Source organism: uncultured Treponema sp. (assembly GCF_934725225.1).
Taxonomy (GTDB): Bacteria; Spirochaetota; Spirochaetia; order Treponematales; family Treponemataceae; genus Treponema_D.
This window is the reverse complement of sequence record NZ_CAKVAM010000003.1, coordinates 191,666-210,261: the sequence shown is the minus strand read 5'-3', so window position 1 is coordinate 210,261 and position 18,596 is coordinate 191,666. Positions and strand designations below refer to the sequence as shown.

Sequence of the window (18,596 nt, the reverse complement as noted above, 5' to 3'; positions counted from 1 at the left end):
ATTCCTCCTTATTCCTTTCTAGGGTCGATGAGCTTGACCATGCCCTGATCTTCTGTAACGCGTCCGTAGTGTGTGCGTGCCTTTTCGATTGCTTCTTTAGGATCTGTTCCGGCCTTGAGCGCGTCCATGAGCTTTCCGAAGTTGATGCAGTTGTAACCTATAATCTGGTTGTCCTTGTCAACGGCGCAAGTCTCAACATATCCTTCTGTCATCTCAAGATAGCGCGGACCTGTCTTGCGTGTTGCGAACATTGTTCCGACCTGTGAGCGGAGATTCTTTCCGAGATCCTCAAGGGAGGCTCCGACTTTTAGACCGTCCTTTGAATATGCGGACTGAGTGCGTCCGTATACAATCTGAAGGAAAAGCTCGCGCATCGCGGTGTTGATCGCGTCGCATACAAGGTCCGTGTTAAGGGCTTCGATGATTGTCTTTCCGATGAGAATTTCAGAAGCCATAGCTGCCGAGTGTGTCATTCCTGAGCATCCGATTGTCTCGACAAGAGCCTCCTCGATGACTCCGTTCTTGACATTGAGAGTCAGCTTGCAGGCGCCCTGCTGTGGTGCGCACCAGCCGATTCCGTGTGTGAAACCGGAAATATCTTCCTGAGTCTTTGCCTGAACCCATGCGCCTTCCTCAGGGATGGGAGCAGGTCCGTGATAAGCACCTTTTGCCAACGGGCACATGTGCTCCACTTCTGCAGTGTACTTCATACCGTTTACCTCGAGATATGTAGAAATATGAATCCGGCTAAAAATGTAAGCCTGCCGGAATCTTGGCAAAAATTATATCACTTTGAAAATGGAAATTCAATTGCCGGAATATGCATTGCTCATCCATTGCTCACGTTTTTTTAGGAAGTCAGCCATATAGTCAACTTCGCTTTCGTAAGTTTTGCGGTTTTTCCAGCCGGGAGCATGAGGCCATTGTCGCTTTCCAAGATTGTGCCAGACTGAATCATTTAGCATTACAAAAGGTTTTACATTTTTTGACTCGTTTTCAAGCCAGTCGAAAGAGGAAATAAGCTCTTGTTTTGTTTCGTTCCATCGTTCTGCGACTTTTCCTTCAAAATATTCATCTTCAAAAAGCCTCTTGTACCATTGATCTTTGTTTATCCAAAATCCTTCCGGGTCTTGACAGCCGTCGTAGCTTATGTTTCCGCATGAAATATCCAGGTCCCAGAGCGGTCCCATGAAAATTTTCTTTGCCTGCGAATCATAATAAAAATAGCAGGAAGCCTGAAATTTTGCGTCGTGGTTCTTTGTAAATTCGTTTATAAGATACCAGTCAACAAATGAATCTTCGTCGATTACACTTTGCCAGCCTTTTTCCGCGGATTTGAAATCAGGTGAAAAAATCACATCTTCGGCATTTTGGATTATCTGCTCCATTTGCTTGTATTCTGCTTCGGATTTTTCTTCCATTCTTATGCTGATTTTTGTTCCGCGTGATGTGCAAAAATTCCATTCCTTATTAAGCCTTGAATTTACAGTTGCGAGAAATGAGTCTTTTGGAAGAGAAAGTTTTTCATACTCGATTTTTTCTGTAACTTGATAAAGTCCGTTGAATTTTCCGTTTATAAAAACTGCGGCAAACCTTGCGTCTGGAGTCCATTTCATTCTGTTCCAGACATTTCTTGCAAGAAAATAAGCGTATTCATTTCTAAGCGAGGTTTTGTCAGCAGTGTTTGCCATTAAAATCCATTTTTTTGATTGTTGCATTCCAAAAAGCGGGGCGGCTTTGTTTAACTTTAAAAGGTATGGCCTTTTGTAAAGTTCCCTTGTCTGCCATGTTGTGTTTCCGTGTCCGCGGATTTTACATGAGCCTGAAAGCTCTTCGGCTTCGTACATTGCCGTTACATAGTTTATTTTTGAATTTATTTTTTTGCCTGCCATTGTGTCAATGTGCATGACAGGAAGTCCTATTTCCTTGCATTTTTCTGGCGTAATCTGATTTTTTGACGAATTTGAAAACATCAGAATTAAAAGAACAGAAAGAATTGCTAGAATTGCCAAGTGCAAAAAAGAGTTTGTTTTTAATTGCATACTTTTTTATAGCATTATTTGCATTTTTCTTCAACTTTTTAACTGTTTTTACCCCCCCCGTACTCTTGACAATGAACTATAATCATTGTACCATTAATTCTAGTTACCGCCTATTCGGTAACCAGAAGCTTAGAAAAAAGGTTTTAGATGAGCGCAAAATACCGCCACGAGTTCAAGTATCTTTCTCCTGAAATCACGCTTTCTGCGATTGAGCAGCGGCTGGACGCGATTCTTCCGCGCGACAAGAACGCCGGCGAGAAGGGCGAGTACGCAATCAGAAGCATTTATTTCGACGACATCTTCAACACGTGCTATCTTGAAAACGAGAACGGCACAGACCCGCGCGAGAAATTCAGAATCAGAATCTACAACTGCCAGAAAAATAGAATTTCGCTTGAACTGAAGAGAAAGGAAAACGGAATGTGTCTGAAGACTTCCTGCCCGGTTAAGCTTGAGACGCTCGAGGAGATTATGGCGGGAAAAATCCCTGACTTTACGGGCGAGACGCCTTATCTCTTGAAAAAGCTGATTTGCCAGATGCAGTTCCGCGCGCTCCGCCCGGTTGAGATTGTCGCCTACGAGCGAGTTCCTTTCACTTATGACGACGGAAATGTGAGAATCACTTTTGACAGGAATCTTCGCTCTTCAAGCAATATCGGGGATTTTTTTAACGAGGATGCGGCATTCCGCTCGGTTTTTCCGTTTGGAACAAATATGATTGAGGTGAAGTATGACGAGCTTCTGCCGGATTTTATAAACGAGGCTCTCCAAACAAGCGCGCTGCAGTGGACTTCGTTCTCAAAATATTACATCTGCAGAAAGTTCGACATTCAGGGGCTTCGCTGCGGATTCAGAGCTTAAGGTGCAACACTTTATTTAATTATTTATAGAAAGCAAAAAGGAGTTTTTATGGGATTCAAGGATATTTTTAAGAAGTCGTTTATTCAGGGATTCACGAGATACGACGCGACGCCTGAGAACATCATCGTTGTGTTTTTGATTGCGGCGTTTTTCGCGCTTTACATTTTCTTTGCGTACAGGCTTTTGACGAGAAGGACTTTTTACTCGAAGTCGTTCAACATCGCGCTTCCGGCCCTTGTTCTGATTACAGCCGGCGTTATTCTTACGATACAGTCGAGCGTTGTGATTTCGCTTGGTATGGTCGGTGCGCTTTCTATCGTGCGTTTCAGGACTGCGATTAAAGACCCGATGGATTTGGTTTTCCTTTTCTGGGCAATTTCAACCGGAATTATCTGCGGAGCTGGTCTTGCCCAGATTTCCTGCGTTCTTGCGTTCATTCTGACTGTCGCGCTTTTTGTTTTTGACCGGATTCCTGTGGCGAAAGCTCCGAAAATCCTGATGGTTAGCGGAAGCGGCTACGAGCTTGAAGAGAAAATCATGGCGATTGTTAAGGAATTCTGCAAATACTACACTGTGAAAAGCCGCGCGCTTTCAAACGGAAAAGTGAATCTCGTTGTTGAAATCCGCTCGAAAGACGATTCCGCGCTGTTGCAGAAAGTTGCGGGCACGGAAAATGTTTCCTCTTCGACAATCCTCGCACACGACGGCGAAGTTACATACTAGATTCAGTTTTGTACTTTTATTGCAATGTTTTAACTAGGAAGAGCGGAAAATGAAAATTATTCACGGAATAAGAAGATATTCGTATGCTTTTGGTCTTTCGCTCTTCTTGCTTGCGTTTGGAGCTCTTTTTGCATTTCTTATTTCTTCTGACAGAAAAATTACACTTTCTGAATGTGAAAAACTCGGGTTTCCGATTCTTGAAATTTCCACAGACAAACTTAAGGAAATAAAAAGCAAGGAAAAATATGTAAAAGCTACTTTTACGCTTGGAAATTTGTCTGAGCATGAAAAGATTTCAGGTAGCTGCAAAATCCGCGGACATGGAAATTCCACTTGGAAAACAACTTTCACACAGAAAAAGCCTTACCTTTTAAAACTTGAAAGTCCAGCGAGTATTCTTGGAATGAAAGGCGCACGCAAATGGATTTTGATGGCAAACGCCTGCGACCGTTCAATGCTCAGAAATTACTATGCCGAATATCTTACTCACAATGTTTGGAACAAGATGAAGTGGAATCCTGAGTCTCGTTATGTAACGCTTTTCATAAATGGAAAATATCGCGGACTTTATGGAATAACAGAAAAAGTTGAAGTTGTAGAAAATCGTGTGCAATTTGAAGGCGAAGGCTTTCTTGCTGAAATCGACAGCCACGATGGACGGCCGTACAGTTTTTCTACGGATTCAAGACTGCACTTTAATATCCGTTCACCAAAGTCAACTTTAGAAAACTACAAGAAATGGGCGGCAAAAATTGAGTCGCTTGAAAAGCTTCTTTATTCAGATGGTTGGAATGAAGCTGATGGATACAAGAAATATTTTGACATGGACTCTTTTGTGGACTGGTATTTGCTTGCGGAATTCTCCAAGAATTACGACGCGAATTTTTACAACTCGGTCTTTATGAACTATGACTATGGCACTGGAAAACTTTATATGGGACCTGCATGGGACCACGACATCGGATTCGGAAACACTTCAAAAAGCTCAACTACTCCAGGAAGCTATGGTTCTCTCTTAAGCAACAATGCTTGGATTCAGATGTTCAATTTTTTTGATCCGTTAAAGAATTCTTCCGCGGCAAAAGACTATGAAGGATTTTTAATCAATCAAAGCAGTTGGTACAACCGTATGTTCGGCGATGATGAGTTTGTGTCTCTTGTAAAGAAACGCTGGGCTGAAACAAGAGAGCCGTTAAAGAAATCTATTGAATGGATTCGCAAGCAGGGCAGGGTTTTAGATGAGTCTGCAAAACTCAATGACTCTGTTTGGCACATAATTGGAAGCGCAAACTGGCCACGCGCGCCCGGCTATCGCTCAAGAAAAACTTACAGGAGCGAGGTTGAGTTTCTTGTGGACTGGTGCGAGAAGCGCATTGAATGGCTGGATATGATTTTTATGGAATAGATTAAATTTTGAGTTTTTTTGTTGCTTTGCACCGCATAGAAATAACTCAAAATACATTTTCTTAAAAATCAACTTCATCCAGTATATTATTTGCTATTTCTTTTTGCTGAAAATTCTGTAGTTTAGCCACGGAAATATTGTGTTTTTTCTTTCGCACGAAGTAAGCCATTCTGTGCTTACAGTGTTGCTTGCCAATGAGTCAAACACTCGCGTGAAAGAAAGAATTTCATCTTTGAAAAGTTCTTCTATATAGCCCGGTGTTTTTCCGTCGTGAATCATTGCCGGCCAGTCTCCGCTTTGAGCTAAAAGCACTTGTTTTGCCGCCATGTTCAAAAGTCGTTCTTTAAGTGAAGTTTCAGAAGGAAATCTTTCTGCAAGGTCTATTATGCGCTGGGTTGCTTTTCGTGTGTAGCGTATCATCCAGCTGTTTGAATTGTCCAAAAGGTCTTCTCCATATCCCAAACCGTTTGCCGAGCACTGGTAAGGTTCAATTTTAGGCAAAGAAAACTGCTTGTCCAAGAGGTTTTTACAAAGCTCAAATTCAAATCCTCTTTTGCTTGCGCGGCATCTTATTACATTTTCAAGCCATTCAACGCCTTCATGCCATTTCTGCCCAAGAAATTCAGCTGGAATTGTGCATACTAGAACTGCGTCCTTTTCTTCCATTATGTTCACCGCTTGCTCAAGTTTTTCAGCCTTGGAAGTGTAAAAGCTAAGGGCATCTTCTATAATCTGCTTTTTTGCTTCTGCGGAATTATAAGGAACAAGGTCGTCATCTTCGCTTTCATTGCTCCAGTATTTAAATCCAGTTGGAATTCTTGCGTCAGTTTTTCCAAAGAAATCTCCGAGTTTTTCCTGTTCAAGGTCGAATCCTATATCGCGGATTTGAGAGCGGTATGCTTCATTTTCAAGAAATCCGTCTTCACCTGCTATGTCCTGCGGAGTATCAGGATCGCTTCCGAAAATTACAAGCGAGTTTTTTGTTCTGACAGGTGAAAATATTCCTTCCTGCGGGCATTGCTCAGAAAACAGGATTGCTCTTGCGTCAAGAATGGTATAGTTTATTCCGTAAGAGCGAAGCGGTCTTTCAAGACTTTTGTTCCAGCCCATATATGGAAGCCAGAATCCGTCTCCAGTATCGCCAAAAAAATTTCTCTGTGAATAAAGACCTGTTTCAATTTGAGCATTTATGGCTTCTGGATAGTCGCTATAGTGCGGAAGATACGAAAATGTCGCGGCAGTTGGAATAAGCTCAAGAATGCCAAGCTTTTCAAAGTATCTTATTTTTCCAAGAAGATTTTTTCCATAAGTTTCTGTAAAGTCAAACTTTGTTTTTTCTATGGATTCAAGGCAGGTTTTTGCTTGTTCAAGGCAGTCGGAATCTTTGCATCTTAAAACTTCCGCATTCCCAAGTTTAATCAGTTCATCAAGGTATTCTATATATTTATCTTGAATTCTTGAATCAGAAAGAAGCGCGCAAATTGACGGTGAAATTACAAGTCCGAGCTTGAACGGAATGTTTTCTTTTTCAAGCTGGCAGAACATATTCAAAAGCGGAATGTAAGTTTCTGTTATTGCGGAAAAAAGCAGGCTGTTTTGAACCTGAAAACCTTCTTTGTCTTCGGTCTGCGGAATATAGCCTTGGTTTGCTTCTATTATTAAAACAAGTTTTTTTTCAGACATTATTAATTCCTTTAGTTTGAAAATGACTGTCTATGGTTCAGAAAGTTGTCATGCAGAATCTTTTTTATTCCTGAAAGCTGAACAAGCGGCGGAAAGTCAAGTTTTTTACCCGGCTGCATTTCAAGGATTTTCTTGCTTTCCTCTGGAATTTCAATCATTCTTGTTGAAGCAAGAATTTCTGCATTTTTTCCGCTGAAAGAAGCAGCTAAGTCTATTCTTGCAAACTTTTTTCCGCCGGGAATCATAATGTACTGCTCGTTCGGCTCAAGCGGAATCTTTACATCAAATGAATCGTCTGATTTTTCTGATTCAGCAGAGTCAAAAAACGAAATATGGAGAAACGCGCTTTCAAATGAAAAGTCCTGCGACAGCGTGGAAATGTCAGATTCTTTTATATCCCAGAACACAAAAAGCCATGCTGGATTTCTGATAACTGCGTCTATGCAAGTATTGTTGTATGTTTTTGGAAGCGTGTCTGGAACTGGCTCGTCTTCGTCTGAAATTTGAACTTCCGGCTTTTTTTCTGCCGAATCAAACTCTTCTTCCGCCTCCAAAAGCTCTCCAATTATAAAACGGCGGTCAAGATCGCCTGGAATATCTATTCCATATTTATCAGCAAAGGCTATAAGCTGTGATGTTGACATTGCCTCTAGCTGCTGTCGGGATGCAAATTTCATAACTTGCTAATAATCGCTAAAAAAAAAACTTTTGTCAATGTAAATTCCAATCTTCATTTACTGGATGATGGCAATAAAAGTTGTTGTTGAAAACAGATGTCTTTTTTTATAGAATGACGGAATGATAAAAGCTACAGGTTCACAGATTATTTTAAAGCTTCTTGAAATGGAAGGCGTTAAGTATGTCGCTGGAATTCCAGGCGGTCAGATTCTTCCCTTGTACGATGAATTGAATAAATCTTCTATAAAGCATATTTTAGTGCGCCATGAGCAGGCGGCTGGCTTTATTGCTCAAGGAATGTCGCGTTCAACAGGAATTCCTGCTGTTTGCATGGCGACTTCCGGACCTGGCGCAATGAATCTTCTTACTGCCATTGCGGACGCAAGATGCGATTCAATTCCAATTGTAGCAATTACAGGTCAGGTTAATACATCTTTGATTGGAACGGATGCTTTTCAGGAAGCTGATACATTCGGGCTTTCTTTTCCTATTACAAAGCACAGCATGATGGTAAAGTCTGTTTCAGAACTTCTGACAGCAATTCCTCTTGCGTTTGAAATTGCTTCTAGCGGACGACCGGGACCTGTTCTTGTAGATGTTCCGCGCGATGTTCAGATTGGATTTGCAGAATTTGAGGAATGGCCTAAAATCCGCTCTGCTGAGGAAGTAAAGAAATCTGTTTTTGCAAGAAAGTTTTCTACTCCAGAAGACAAAATTCCTTGTGTTGTTGAAGAAATGTCGCAGGCTCTTTTGTCTGCTGAACGTCCAGTGCTTTATATTGGAGGCGGATGCAATTCACCTGTGGCTTCATTTGCTATAAAAACACTTCTTGAGTATTTTGACGCTGCGGCAGTAACAAGTCTTATGGGAATAGGCTCACTGCCTAAGAGCATAAAAAATAATCTTGGCATGGTCGGAATGCACGGCTCTTATGCGGCGAACAAGGCAATGCATGACGCTGATGTAGTTCTTGCAATGGGAGTGCGCTTTGACGACAGGGCAACAGGCGCGATTGCAAAATTCTGTCCGGAAGCAAAAATCCTACATATAGATATTGACGCTGCTGAAATAAACAAAATCCTTCCTTCAAGCTGTTCTTTAGTCTGCGATGTGGAAGCAGCTCTTCCTCTTCTTGTTTCAAAAATAAAAGAATCTGATGATAAAAAATTTGCCGCCCAAAGAAAGACTTGGCTGGAATCCCTTTGCTCTGTTTTTGAGCAGACAGAAAGCTTTGAGCTTGGCCGTGGAAAAAAAACAGATTCAGTAAATCCTCGTAAGTTTATAAATGAAATTCCTTTGAATGCAAAAAAAGCGGGGCTTTCTTCAAATGATATAATTGTTACAACAGATGTAGGACAGCACCAGATGTGGGCGGCTCAGTATTATCCTGTGGAATATCCTCGCCAGTTCTTAACAAGCGGCTCTTTGGGAACTATGGGCTTTGGTTTGCCTGCTGCCATTGGAGCTGCTATTGCAAATCCTGAAAAGAAGATTGTGTGTATTTCTGGAGACGGAAGCATTCTTATGAATCTTCAGGAACTTGCAACTTTGAGCGAGCTTAATTTAAATGTTACAGTTATTGTTCTTGAAAACGGTGTTCTTGGAATGGTTCATCAGCAGCAGGAATATCTTTTTGAAAAGAACTACAGTGCAAGTGAGTTTATAAAAAATCCTGATTTGCTGAAAATTGCAGAAGGATTTGGAATTGAATCTATTGATGCAAATGCAGACTCTTTATGGGCTGAAAAAGCATTTTCAAAAGGACCTAGATTTGTGAGACTTAGAATCGAAAGAGATGAAAATGTTCTTCCGTTTGTAAAGGCAGGAAGTGCCAATATTGACGCAATAAGAAACTAAAAGGGCTTTACATTCCCATGCTTTAAGTTTTTATTGTCGCTTGCTTATTGCATAGGAATGTAAAATTGCTGTTTTGCGTGATAAGAATGCAGGCTCTTGCCTTAAAGTTCTACTGTGGTTTCTGAAAGTTCTTTTCTCATAAAGTGCCTTTCACTTGGGGAAGAGTCTTCCGCCGGATAGCCAATGTCCAGCAGGCATACAAGCTCAAGGTCTTTTATCTGCGGAAAAGCGTCATAGATTTTCTGGCTGTCATATCCTCTTGCCCATAAAGTTCCTAGTCCCAGCTCTGTGGCTTCCATCATCATTGCGGTTGTTACTATGGCTGCGTCAGCTTCTCCGCCGTCATAGTCTGGATAATGAGTGTCCGAAGTGTTCTTGTAGCTTATTTTTTTGTCATAGCAAACCATAAGCACAATAGGCGCATGATAAGACATTGGAGTTGCGCTATAAATTTTCTCTAGTGCGTCCTTGCTTTTTATGATGAATATTTTGTGCGACTGGCTGTTTTTCGCTGTTGGAGCTAGCCGCCCTGCCTCAAGGATTTTGGCAAGTTTTTCATTTTCAACCTTCTGGCTTGAAAATTTCCTTACAGAATACCTTTTTTTTGAAAGCTCAATGAAATCCATTTTTCCTCCTAAGATTATCGGGTCAAGCCCGATAATGACATTGATTTAAAAAAGTCGAACTTCAGACTGTCTATAAAAATATATTAAACTTATTGCTTATTATTTTCAATTTTTTTTCTAAAATCTTTTTATTTATGTGAAAAAGTATTAATATTGATAGCATGGGATTTTCAAGAGAAGAATTAGCGGAAAAATTTTTGAGGACTTATACAAAGCCTTTCACCGCAAAGGATATGAGAAAAGTCTTGAACACCCTTGGCTTTTCTGCTTCGCTGGAAGACGCAGTGGATTTTCTTTGTTCAAGTCCTAATGTTCTTGAGCTTGAAGACGGAAGGTTTGTTACTCACGCAGGAGCTTTTACTGGTGAGATTTTCAGCATACTTCCTACAGCTAAAGAGGCAGAGCAGGGAGTTTTTGTTCCGGGCGACAGATGTATGCCTTTTGTGGAGACAGATAGAATTTCTTCAACGCTTAGGTTTTATGTAAAGGGAAAAAAAGTTCCTTCCAAGGTTGGTGTTTTTGACAGCGACGATGCTATAGATATGTTCATGCTTTATGGCGAAGAATATGCTCCCCAATATATAGCTGCTGACCCTGCGAATAAAGACTTAGATTTGGTTTCACGTGACTTTGAGCTTTCAAATACAGTTAAGCTTACGGGGCTTGACTTGGACTATCTTGCAGAAAAATACGGATATAAAAAAGGCGACAGAATCCTTTGCTGTGTTACTGACTGGAATGCAGGCAAGCTTAATATGATGATTCTGCATAGCGATGAAACTAGATTCGATAAGGGCGAAATTGGAGAAAAGCGGATTGAGTGGTTTGCGGAGCTTGAAAAAAGACTTCTTGACTGCTTTGAAAAGCGCGGACCAATGACCTCTATAGAAGAGCAGCTTGTTACAGTTTTTTTTGAAAATAGAAGCACTCTGTGTGTTCCTTACTGCGGCTCAACGGAGGAGCTTTTATTTAAACATACAAACAAGATTGCTTTTGAGCATTATGGGGTTGAAACAAGGCTATGGCGAAAAGGTGAAGAAGTTCCGGCATTCGGAAAATGGAATTCTACGCTTGCAGTTTTAAACAATGAGCTAAAAAAGAATATTACGTTTGCGGAATATACGCTTAACTCTATTCCAGAATTTGTTTATGACCAGATTATGCTTGATGCTCTTTATCAGAAAAAAACAGATTATGTAAAGTATGCGCTGGATTTTATCTGCCGGGATGACTTTTCTCTTGACGATATTCAGCTTCAAAAAATTATCTTGTCGCTTAAAGAAAGATATGCTATTCTTCAAAAAGATTACAACTGGTTTGCAGATCAGACTCTTGGAGCGGTCAGAAAAAAGACACTGGAACTTTATGGAAATGTTTCCTCTCTAGTGAGGAAAATTGATTTCCTTGGTGAATTGATTCTGAACCTTCCAAGCCAGGAAGTTGTGGTTTTGGCTCAGCTTCATGGACATATCCTGCGTATGCTTGAAACCATAGCTTCCGATCCGACTGCGGAAGAAACTGCGGATGCGTTGCTTCTTTCATTGGACGGAATGGAATGGAACTTTGAGGATATAAAGGGAATTCTTGAGTCTTCTCTTGCAAAGGAAAAACAAAGCCAGTTCAAGGTTATAAAGGGCGGTTCATGCGTTGCAGGCAGAATCAGTTCTTTTAAGAAAAAGTAAAAGCGGGTTATGAGGAGTGTTCTATTATGGAAGATTTTGATATTGATCTTCTTTTTGAGCGTGGAGAAGTTTTAGAGAATGTGCCGGGAAATTCCTGTGCAAAAATCTTTGAATATATATGCGACCGTATTGTTGTGCCTTCTGGTCTTACTGCGCACCAGCTTCAAAAAGAACTTGTTGAGCGTGAAAAAGTTCTTAGCACGGCTGTTGGAAATGGAATTGCAATTCCGCATCCACGCTATCCACTTGTAAAAAACAGCTCTGAAAGCAAGATTGTTGTTGCGTATTTACGTGAGCCTCTTGATATGCAAGCTCCTGATGTAAAGAAAGTTTACGTCATGTTTATTATTCTTTCTGATTCTGCGCAGTTCCATATAAAAGTTCTGTCTGCCTTGGCGACTTTGTTTAAGAATGAAAAATTCCGCAAGGGAATTCAGGCTTGCCCTTCAAAAGGCGAGCTTTTAGACTTGCTGAGAAGAATTTCACGTCCAGAACTCTTGTAGTAAGTACCATTTGTTTTTTAACCTTTAGATGATTGAAAAAACAGACGCTTAGTTGTAGAATACCACTAAAATTTTCCTTAATTTTAGTGGAGTGTAACAACTATGGACACAAAAGCTATCGAAGCTGTCGCTTTGTCAATCAGAAGCCTTTCTATGGATGCAATCCAGAAGGCAAATTCAGGTCATCCAGGACTTCCTCTTGGCGCTGCGGAAGTCGCTGCTGTTCTTTACGGTGAGCTTTTAAAGCATAATCCTGCTGATTCAAAATGGGTGGACAGGGACCGCTTTGTTCTTTCTGCCGGACACGGCTCGATGTTGCTTTATTCAATTCTTCACCTTTCAGGATATAAAGTTTCGCTTGATGATATAAAGTCATTCCGTCAGATTGGCTCAAAATGCCCGGGACATCCTGAATACGGCGAAACAGATGGTGTTGAATGCACATCTGGCCCGCTTGGACAGGGGATTGCCGCCGCAGTTGGAATGGCAATTGCAGAGACAATGCTTGCCGCCCGCTTTAATACTCCAAAGCATACAATTGTTGACCATTACACTTATACTCTTGTTGGCGAAGGCTGTCTTGAAGAAGGTGTTTCATCAGAAGCCAGCTCTCTTGCCGGAAATCTTGGTCTTGGAAAGCTTATCGTGTTCTATGATGAAAATAAAATCTCAATCGATGGAAACACTGATATAACATTCACAGATGACATTGAAAAACGCTATCTTTCTTACGGCTGGCAGGTTTTGCGCGGCTCTATGTATAACATAGGTGAAATTGCAGATCTTGTTGAGATTGCAAAGCGTGATACTTCAAAGCCTTCTTTAATTATCCTTAAATCTGTAATTGGCAAAGGCGCTCCAAAACAGGGAACTGCTGATGTGCATGGCGCTCCTCTTGGAGAGGAAGGATGCAAGGCTGCAAAAAATGCTCTTGGAATTCCTGCTGATGAGCAGTTTTGGGTTGCTCCTGAAGCATATAAGTACTTTGAAGAAAAGAGAGCTGAATGGGCAAAAGCTGAAGAAAACTGGAACAAGACATTTGCTGAATGGGCAAATGAGAATCCTGAGCTTGCAAAGAAATGGGACGCTTACTGGAATCACAAGGCAACAGGCGAGTGTGAATCCCCTTCTTACAAGGTTGGAGATAAGCTTGCTACACGTGATGCCAGCGGAAAAAGCCTTAACTGCATGGCTAAACGCTATGAATGGCTTGTGGGCGGTTCTGCTGACTTGCAGGGACCTAACAAGACAAAAGTTGCTGATGATGACGGTGTTTATAACAAGACAAACAGAAAAGGCCGCACAATTGAATATGGAATCCGTGAGTTTGCGATGAGCCAGGTTATGAGCGGAATCAACTTGCATGGAGGTCTTAGAGCTTTCGGGGCTACATTCCTTGTGTTCAGCGACTATCTGCGTCCTTCTTTGCGTGTTGCTGCTTTGAGCAAGCTTCCTAACATCTATATCTTTACACATGATTCAATTTACGTAGGTGAGGACGGCCCTACACATCAGCCTGTTGAAACAAATGCGGCTTTGCGCTGTATTCCTAATGTGCAGTTCCTGCGTCCGGGCGATGCAGAAGAGTCTGCTGTTGCATGGGAAATGGCGCTTGAAAGCACAGACCATCCGGTTTGCATGGCATTTACAAGACAGGCAATCGCTGTATATGAAAAAGCCGACAAAGACTGGAAAAATACTGTAAGAAAAGGCGCATATATAGTTCAGGAAGGAACAAAGAATCCTGATATTACAATCCTTGCTACAGGCTCTGAAGTTGAAATGTCTTTGAACGCTGCAAAGCTTGTTTCTGGCAAAAATATCCGTGTTGTTTCCGTTATGGACAAGACTTTGTTTGAAAAGCAGGATGAATCATTCCAGAAAGAAATAATCGGAAATGCAAAGCGTGTTGTTGTTGCAGAAGCCGGTGTAAGTTTTGGCTGGGAAAAATATGTTTCAAGCAAAAAGGACTTGTTTACAATCGACCACTTTGGCGAGTCTGGTCCTGCTGCAAAAGTAGCTGAAGATCTCAAGTTTACTTCTGCTGACTTGGCAAAAGTCTTGGAAGGCTAATTTTTTATTAACCTAAGCTATAAATGAAAATCCCGGAAGCATAATGGTAATACAGCTATGCTTCGGGATTTTTTGTTTTATTTTTCTATTGTAATAGGAATTTTACTTATTCCTGTTATTGGAGTTTTTAGCTCATATCCACTTCTTTCTGATGTGCAGATTTGTATAAAGTATTTTTTTCCGGCTGTAAGCAAACGAGGAAGATGAAATTCAAGCATTTTAGATGTATTCCTTGTTATAAATTCTTCTGGAACTTTTATCCAGGTAGATTCATCTTCTGTTGGCTCGTTATTTTCTGTTTCTGGAACAAACCATATTCCGCTTTCTGCTCCTCCGACCTTTAACTTTTTACCGATAAGACGTGCACTGAATGTGGCTTTTAGCGTCTTGTCCTTTGTTCCGTCTACAGGATTTTCAATTTGTGAAATTTGAGGAGATGGAGTTATTACAGAGGTTACAGATGCACTTATAGTTTTAAGTTTTTCGTTTAACTGCTCGTTTGCGCAAAAACGCGCTTCAAAGCCTGTTATGATTTCTGCTTCTGGTGTAAGTGACTTTATTCCATTGCAAGGGGCAATGTAAAGCTTGCAGATTTCCATTATGTCTACTGCAAAACCAAGTTCTGCCTGTTCAAGAATTTCCTTTTTCAGCAGTTCCATGGCATGACCTACCTGATAACGGTCAATTCCCTGATTATGAGCTGCAACTAAGTCTAAAATTTGATCTGTTGTTATCGTCTTTCTTGGAACACGTGCAATGTATGTATGCTCCCTGAAATAGCAAGGTGTTAATGTTACAGCGAAGTTAGTTTTACGTTTTGTGTCGATATTTATCATAATATTGACTCCTTTGTATTATTTTTCTTTGTCTGTTGTTTTTACCACTAAAGTTTTAGACAACGTCTTTTTTCTTTTGGTGGTTTGAAAAATCTGCGGAAGTTCTTTACTTTGTATAGAATTTTTCTAGCCTGTTTTCCGCAACCGAATTTTTAGACTTTTTTTACTGCCTAATATCAGTTAAAAAGTCTCGTTTCTTATTTTTATTTTCTTTTCCTCCTTATTTTTAGATTTTCAATAAAAACTTGAAAATGCTGTTTGTGTATTTATTTTTTATTTATAACTATGTTATTGCCTTAAATTAAAAAAAATTGTCGATTTTTTAGATAAAAATATAGAAGTTTTTATTTTTTTTCTAATTTGCAGATGAAATAATTTATAAGCTATTGAGCAAGGTTGCTTTAGGTTATGGTTGTTTTTATTGCTAGGCTATCCGCAGTGTTTACTACTTGCTGTATATAAATTGTTGGATAACTTATCCATGAAGATGCATATAAGCTGTACGCATTCTTATAGATAAGCTGTAATGATTTGCATGAATAGTCTGACAAAGAGCTATGAAAATAGTCTGATGAACTGTATTACATACAACTTGGCTGAGGGTTGTGCTGTTAAGTTGTATAAATATGTGCATTATAAGTTGAGAAAGAGATATGCCTATAAGCTATGGAGCGTATACTCTATTGGTAATGAAGATAATATGTCGATAAGTCTACATTAAATTATTAGAGATTGTCGTATCAAGTACGACAATGACATTTAGAGCTTGTTAGACAGATAATGACAATGTCATTCTGTTAAAAACACATTCAGGCTTTCTAGGGCTTTTCCTTTTAGGTCGAAGAGCGTTTGGTTTTCCTAAGTGTCTTGGATTTTTGAATTTGGAATCCAGTCTCCGCCCCAGTAGAAGACTCCGCAGCCTCCTACGTTGGAAGTGGCTTCCATTATTGATTTTACAACTGTCGCTTGGTTTTGCACTGAAGCCGAAACACATTTTTTTCCGTTGTAAGTCTGTGTCTTTAAATTTTTGAGCTGTGTGCTTTTGGAGTCCACAAGATTTTTTGCAGCTTGGATTCCGGCTGGTTCGTACCATACTATGTTGTTTGTGCTGTCTCCGTAGGCTTCCATTGACCACGCCCAGGAAGTTTCAGCAACTAGGACTTGCTTTTTGTAAGTCTTTTTTATGTATGCTATGTTTTCGCGCAGCTGCTTTAATGTTCCGTGTTCTTCAAAAGGGTAGTAGCTTAAGCCGATGTAGTCGTAATCTACGCCTTTTAGGTTTTGCAGATTTCTGAACCACCAGTCAAAATTGTCTCCTTTGCTGCTTGCAAGGTGAATCATTTTTTTTATGCTGGAATCGATTTCTGAAACCGCGCTGGATGCGGACTGTAGAACTTTTAGGAGATTCTTGTTTCCTTGTGTGTGCTCTGTCCAAGAGTAGCAGTCAATGCTGGAAGGAGTTGTTCCGTCTGACTTTGTAAGAAACATTCCAGAATTGATTTCGTTTCCAAGCTGAACAAGGTCTGGCGTGCAGCCTTCACTTTTTAAGTCTGTAAGAATTTTCTTTGTATATTCACTGACTTTGCCGCAAAGCTCTTCTATGCTTGAAACGTTGTCCCATTCGGCTGGAAGACTTTGTTTTGCAGGATCTGCCCAGCTGTCTGAATAATGAAAATCAAGAAGAAAGTTCAAGCCGTTTTGCTTTATACGTTTTGCCATTGCGAGTGTGCGCTCGTAGTTGTTTTGTCCCGGTGTTGAATCTTGTGGCGCATTCCAGATTCTAAGGCGAATCCAGTTTACTCCGTGCACTTTTAAAATTTTAAATATGTCTTCTTTTGTTCCGTTTTCGTTGTAGAAACTGCTTCCATATTCTTCGAGCTGCGAAACCATGGACGCATCGAATCCGCGCATGAAGTCTGCGCCAAGGTTGAGTTCTTCATCAGAATTTTCGGAGGGAGCTGAGCAGGCTGGTGATAAAAATAAAAACAGTGCTATAAAAGCTGAAAAAATGCTTTTGAACTTCATTTTTTTTACCTCTAAAGTATTTGTGATTATAGATTCAAACTGAAGTTGCTTCAACGGATTCCCCGGTCAAGCCGGGGAAATGACAGATTATTTATAATAAACACTGATTTTGCAAGTTAAGTCGCTTGTTGAGCCAATATATAATCCATTAGTTAAAAATGCTGAAATAAAATCAGTGTCTGATATTTCATAATTGTCTGGATAGTTTTGAATGTTTTCATATTTATTTGTCCAGTCTGTATCAGCAGATGCAGTTATCCAGTCATCATCTTGCTTTGTGTAGTCTGTTAATGTTATTTTCAGGCTTGAAATTTGTTGTGTGCTTATATCAGTGTTTTTGATAATTTGAATCAAACTACCATTTCCTGTGTAATCTATTGATTCTTTTATTAGAGTCCATTCTTCCTCACTGCTAGAATCATTGTCTTCGTTTCCGCTGGAGGTGTTTCCATCAGAATTTCCATTGTTTTCATTTCCACTGGAAGAGCTTCCGTTAGAAGTTCCTGTGTTTTTATTTTCGTTGGAAGAAGTTTCATTAGAAGTTGTGCTGTTTTCTGTTTGAGAGTTGCTTCCTGAGCTTGCGTTTGATTCCTCTGCTTCGCCTTCAACATAGAATACTGAAACGCTGGCTGTCGCACCGTTTGTTCCTGCGATGTAGATTCCGTTTGCTTTGCATGCGGCGATTGCTGCTGCGTCTGTGATTGTTGCAAGGTAAAGTGAGTTTGTTCCTTCGCCTGACTGCCATTCAAGTTTTGCTTCATTGCTCCAGGAAACGTCAGAGCAGGCCGTGAACCACCAGCTATCGCTTCCTGAATAGTTTACGTTTATTACTTTTATTGTAAGTGATTTTATGCTTAGGTCTGCAAGTTTTTCAGCTGAAACTATTTGCGCTGGTGTTTCCGCATTGAATGTTACGCTTTCGCTGTATATTTTTGTTCCGTATGAGCTTTCATCGTCATCATCGCTGCTTGAGCTTCCGTTGCTGCAAGAAGTAAGTGCCCCCCCCCAGAAGAATTGCAAATGCTGAAAAAAATACCGCAGTTAAAATGTTTTTCTTTATAAATTTCATAGTCTGTTTCCTTGTTAAAAAAATTAGTTAAGCTTTACAAGCTCTATGTCGTCAAGATTTCCCCAGTTTTCTTTGTTCGCGTCAACGAAAATTCCAATTTCAACTTCTCCGTTCTGAACAGGAATTTCAATTGAATACTGCTTCCACTTTTTCCAGCCGGTGTTTTTTATCTGCGCTGAAATTTCTTTTCCGGAATTGTCGAAGTTGCGGGCAAAAAGTTTGATTGCGTTTTCGCCGCCACCGCCCATTGACCATACAGAAAGTTTGTAAGTTCCGTTGGAAAGTCCTGTAACTTTTTTGTCGAGAGAAGCCGTGAATGCTGTTTTTTTCCAGTAATGGTAGCTCCATTCGCCTGAGTGCGCGTTGCCTTTGTTTTTTTCTGCATAGCAGTCTGCGCTGTCGCCTGTTAAGTTCCAAGTGCTTAAGTTTCCGCTTTCAAAGGAACTGTCGTTTAAAAGATTCTGACCAAAAGAAAGTCCCGCTGCAAAAAAGAGCGTCAGAATGGCAGTAAGTGTTTTTTTCATTTTTCCTCC

Annotated in this window: 16 protein-coding genes; 7 read left to right on the top strand and 9 right to left on the bottom strand. The window is 40.4% G+C overall.

What is annotated here, in order from left to right:
• Window positions 1-8: 8 nt before the first annotated feature.
• Together Q0H92_RS05900 and Q0H92_RS05895 are read right to left on the bottom strand one after the other, a co-directional pair.
• Window positions 9-710, bottom strand: coding sequence for an iron-sulfur cluster assembly scaffold protein (locus tag Q0H92_RS05900; RefSeq protein WP_296012890.1), 702 nt, complete (start codon window positions 708-710; stop codon window positions 9-11).
• Between the two features lie 96 nt (window positions 711-806).
• Complete coding sequence (locus tag Q0H92_RS05895) at window positions 807-2,012, bottom strand: CotH kinase family protein (protein ID WP_296012887.1); 1,206 nt, start codon at window positions 2,010-2,012, stop codon at window positions 807-809.
• A gap of 177 nt (window positions 2,013-2,189) precedes the next feature.
• Here Q0H92_RS05895 and Q0H92_RS05890 point away from each other — a divergent pair, with 177 nt between their 5' ends.
• The 3 genes from Q0H92_RS05890 to Q0H92_RS05880 are packed head-to-tail and all read left to right on the top strand — an operon-like array spanning window position 2,190 to window position 5,031.
• Window positions 2,190-2,903, top strand: coding sequence for a polyphosphate polymerase domain-containing protein (locus Q0H92_RS05890; protein ID WP_296012885.1), 714 nt, complete (start codon window positions 2,190-2,192; stop codon window positions 2,901-2,903).
• Window positions 2,904-2,951: 48 nt separating this feature from the next.
• Entirely contained in the window at window positions 2,952-3,626 is a 675-nt protein-coding gene (locus Q0H92_RS05885) for a DUF4956 domain-containing protein (RefSeq protein WP_296012883.1), read from the top strand.
• Window positions 3,627-3,675: 49 nt separating this feature from the next.
• A complete protein-coding gene (locus Q0H92_RS05880) occupies window positions 3,676-5,031 on the top strand; it encodes a CotH kinase family protein (RefSeq protein ID WP_296012882.1) in 1,356 nt (451 codons plus the stop codon).
• A gap of 93 nt (window positions 5,032-5,124) precedes the next feature.
• On the opposite strand, the gene Q0H92_RS05875 is transcribed toward Q0H92_RS05880, so the two are convergent.
• Together Q0H92_RS05875 and Q0H92_RS05870 are read right to left on the bottom strand one after the other, a co-directional pair.
• Window positions 5,125-6,714: a 1,4-alpha-glucan branching protein domain-containing protein gene (locus Q0H92_RS05875; protein WP_296012880.1), complete on the bottom strand. Its 1,590-nt coding sequence runs from the start codon at window positions 6,712-6,714 to the stop codon at window positions 5,125-5,127.
• Window positions 6,715-6,725: 11 nt separating this feature from the next.
• A complete protein-coding gene (locus tag Q0H92_RS05870; RefSeq protein ID WP_295798710.1) occupies window positions 6,726-7,358 on the bottom strand; it encodes a DUF4912 domain-containing protein in 633 nt (210 codons plus the stop codon).
• 154 nt (window positions 7,359-7,512) lie between these two features.
• Between Q0H92_RS05870 and ilvB the strand changes: the two genes are divergently transcribed.
• Window positions 7,513-9,249, top strand: a complete 1,737-nt coding sequence (gene ilvB / locus Q0H92_RS05865; protein ID WP_296012878.1) for a biosynthetic-type acetolactate synthase large subunit — start codon at window positions 7,513-7,515, stop codon at window positions 9,247-9,249.
• A gap of 101 nt (window positions 9,250-9,350) precedes the next feature.
• Here ilvB and Q0H92_RS05860 read toward each other — a convergent pair whose 3' ends face one another.
• A complete protein-coding gene (locus tag Q0H92_RS05860; RefSeq protein ID WP_296012876.1) occupies window positions 9,351-9,875 on the bottom strand; it encodes a nitroreductase family protein in 525 nt (174 codons plus the stop codon).
• 161 nt (window positions 9,876-10,036) lie between these two features.
• On the opposite strand from Q0H92_RS05860, the gene Q0H92_RS05855 reads away from it, so the two are divergent.
• The 3 genes from Q0H92_RS05855 (at window position 10,037) to tkt (ending at window position 14,133) form a co-directional block, all read left to right on the top strand.
• Entirely contained in the window at window positions 10,037-11,557 is a 1,521-nt protein-coding gene (locus Q0H92_RS05855) for a hypothetical protein (RefSeq protein ID WP_296012874.1), read from the top strand.
• 26 nt (window positions 11,558-11,583) lie between these two features.
• Window positions 11,584-12,060: a PTS sugar transporter subunit IIA gene (locus tag Q0H92_RS05850; RefSeq protein ID WP_296012872.1), complete on the top strand. Its 477-nt coding sequence runs from the start codon at window positions 11,584-11,586 to the stop codon at window positions 12,058-12,060.
• A gap of 102 nt (window positions 12,061-12,162) precedes the next feature.
• The gene (gene tkt, locus Q0H92_RS05845) at window positions 12,163-14,133 is read left to right on the top strand and encodes a transketolase (protein ID WP_296012870.1); all 1,971 of its coding nucleotides are present in this window, start codon (window positions 12,163-12,165) and stop codon (window positions 14,131-14,133) included.
• 77 nt (window positions 14,134-14,210) lie between these two features.
• Here the strand turns inward: tkt and Q0H92_RS05840 are convergent, their stop codons facing one another.
• From Q0H92_RS05840 to Q0H92_RS05825, 4 genes are all read right to left on the bottom strand, one after another.
• A complete protein-coding gene (locus tag Q0H92_RS05840) occupies window positions 14,211-14,969 on the bottom strand; it encodes a DUF4469 domain-containing protein (protein ID WP_296012869.1) in 759 nt (252 codons plus the stop codon).
• 858 nt (window positions 14,970-15,827) lie between these two features.
• Complete coding sequence (locus Q0H92_RS05835; protein ID WP_296012867.1) at window positions 15,828-16,994, bottom strand: glycosyl hydrolase 53 family protein; 1,167 nt, start codon at window positions 16,992-16,994, stop codon at window positions 15,828-15,830.
• A gap of 87 nt (window positions 16,995-17,081) precedes the next feature.
• Complete coding sequence (locus Q0H92_RS05830; protein WP_296012866.1) at window positions 17,082-18,014, bottom strand: hypothetical protein; 933 nt, start codon at window positions 18,012-18,014, stop codon at window positions 17,082-17,084.
• 72 nt (window positions 18,015-18,086) lie between these two features.
• Window positions 18,087-18,587, bottom strand: coding sequence for a carbohydrate binding domain-containing protein (locus tag Q0H92_RS05825; protein WP_296012864.1), 501 nt, complete (start codon window positions 18,585-18,587; stop codon window positions 18,087-18,089).
• Window positions 18,588-18,596: the final 9 nt, after the last annotated feature.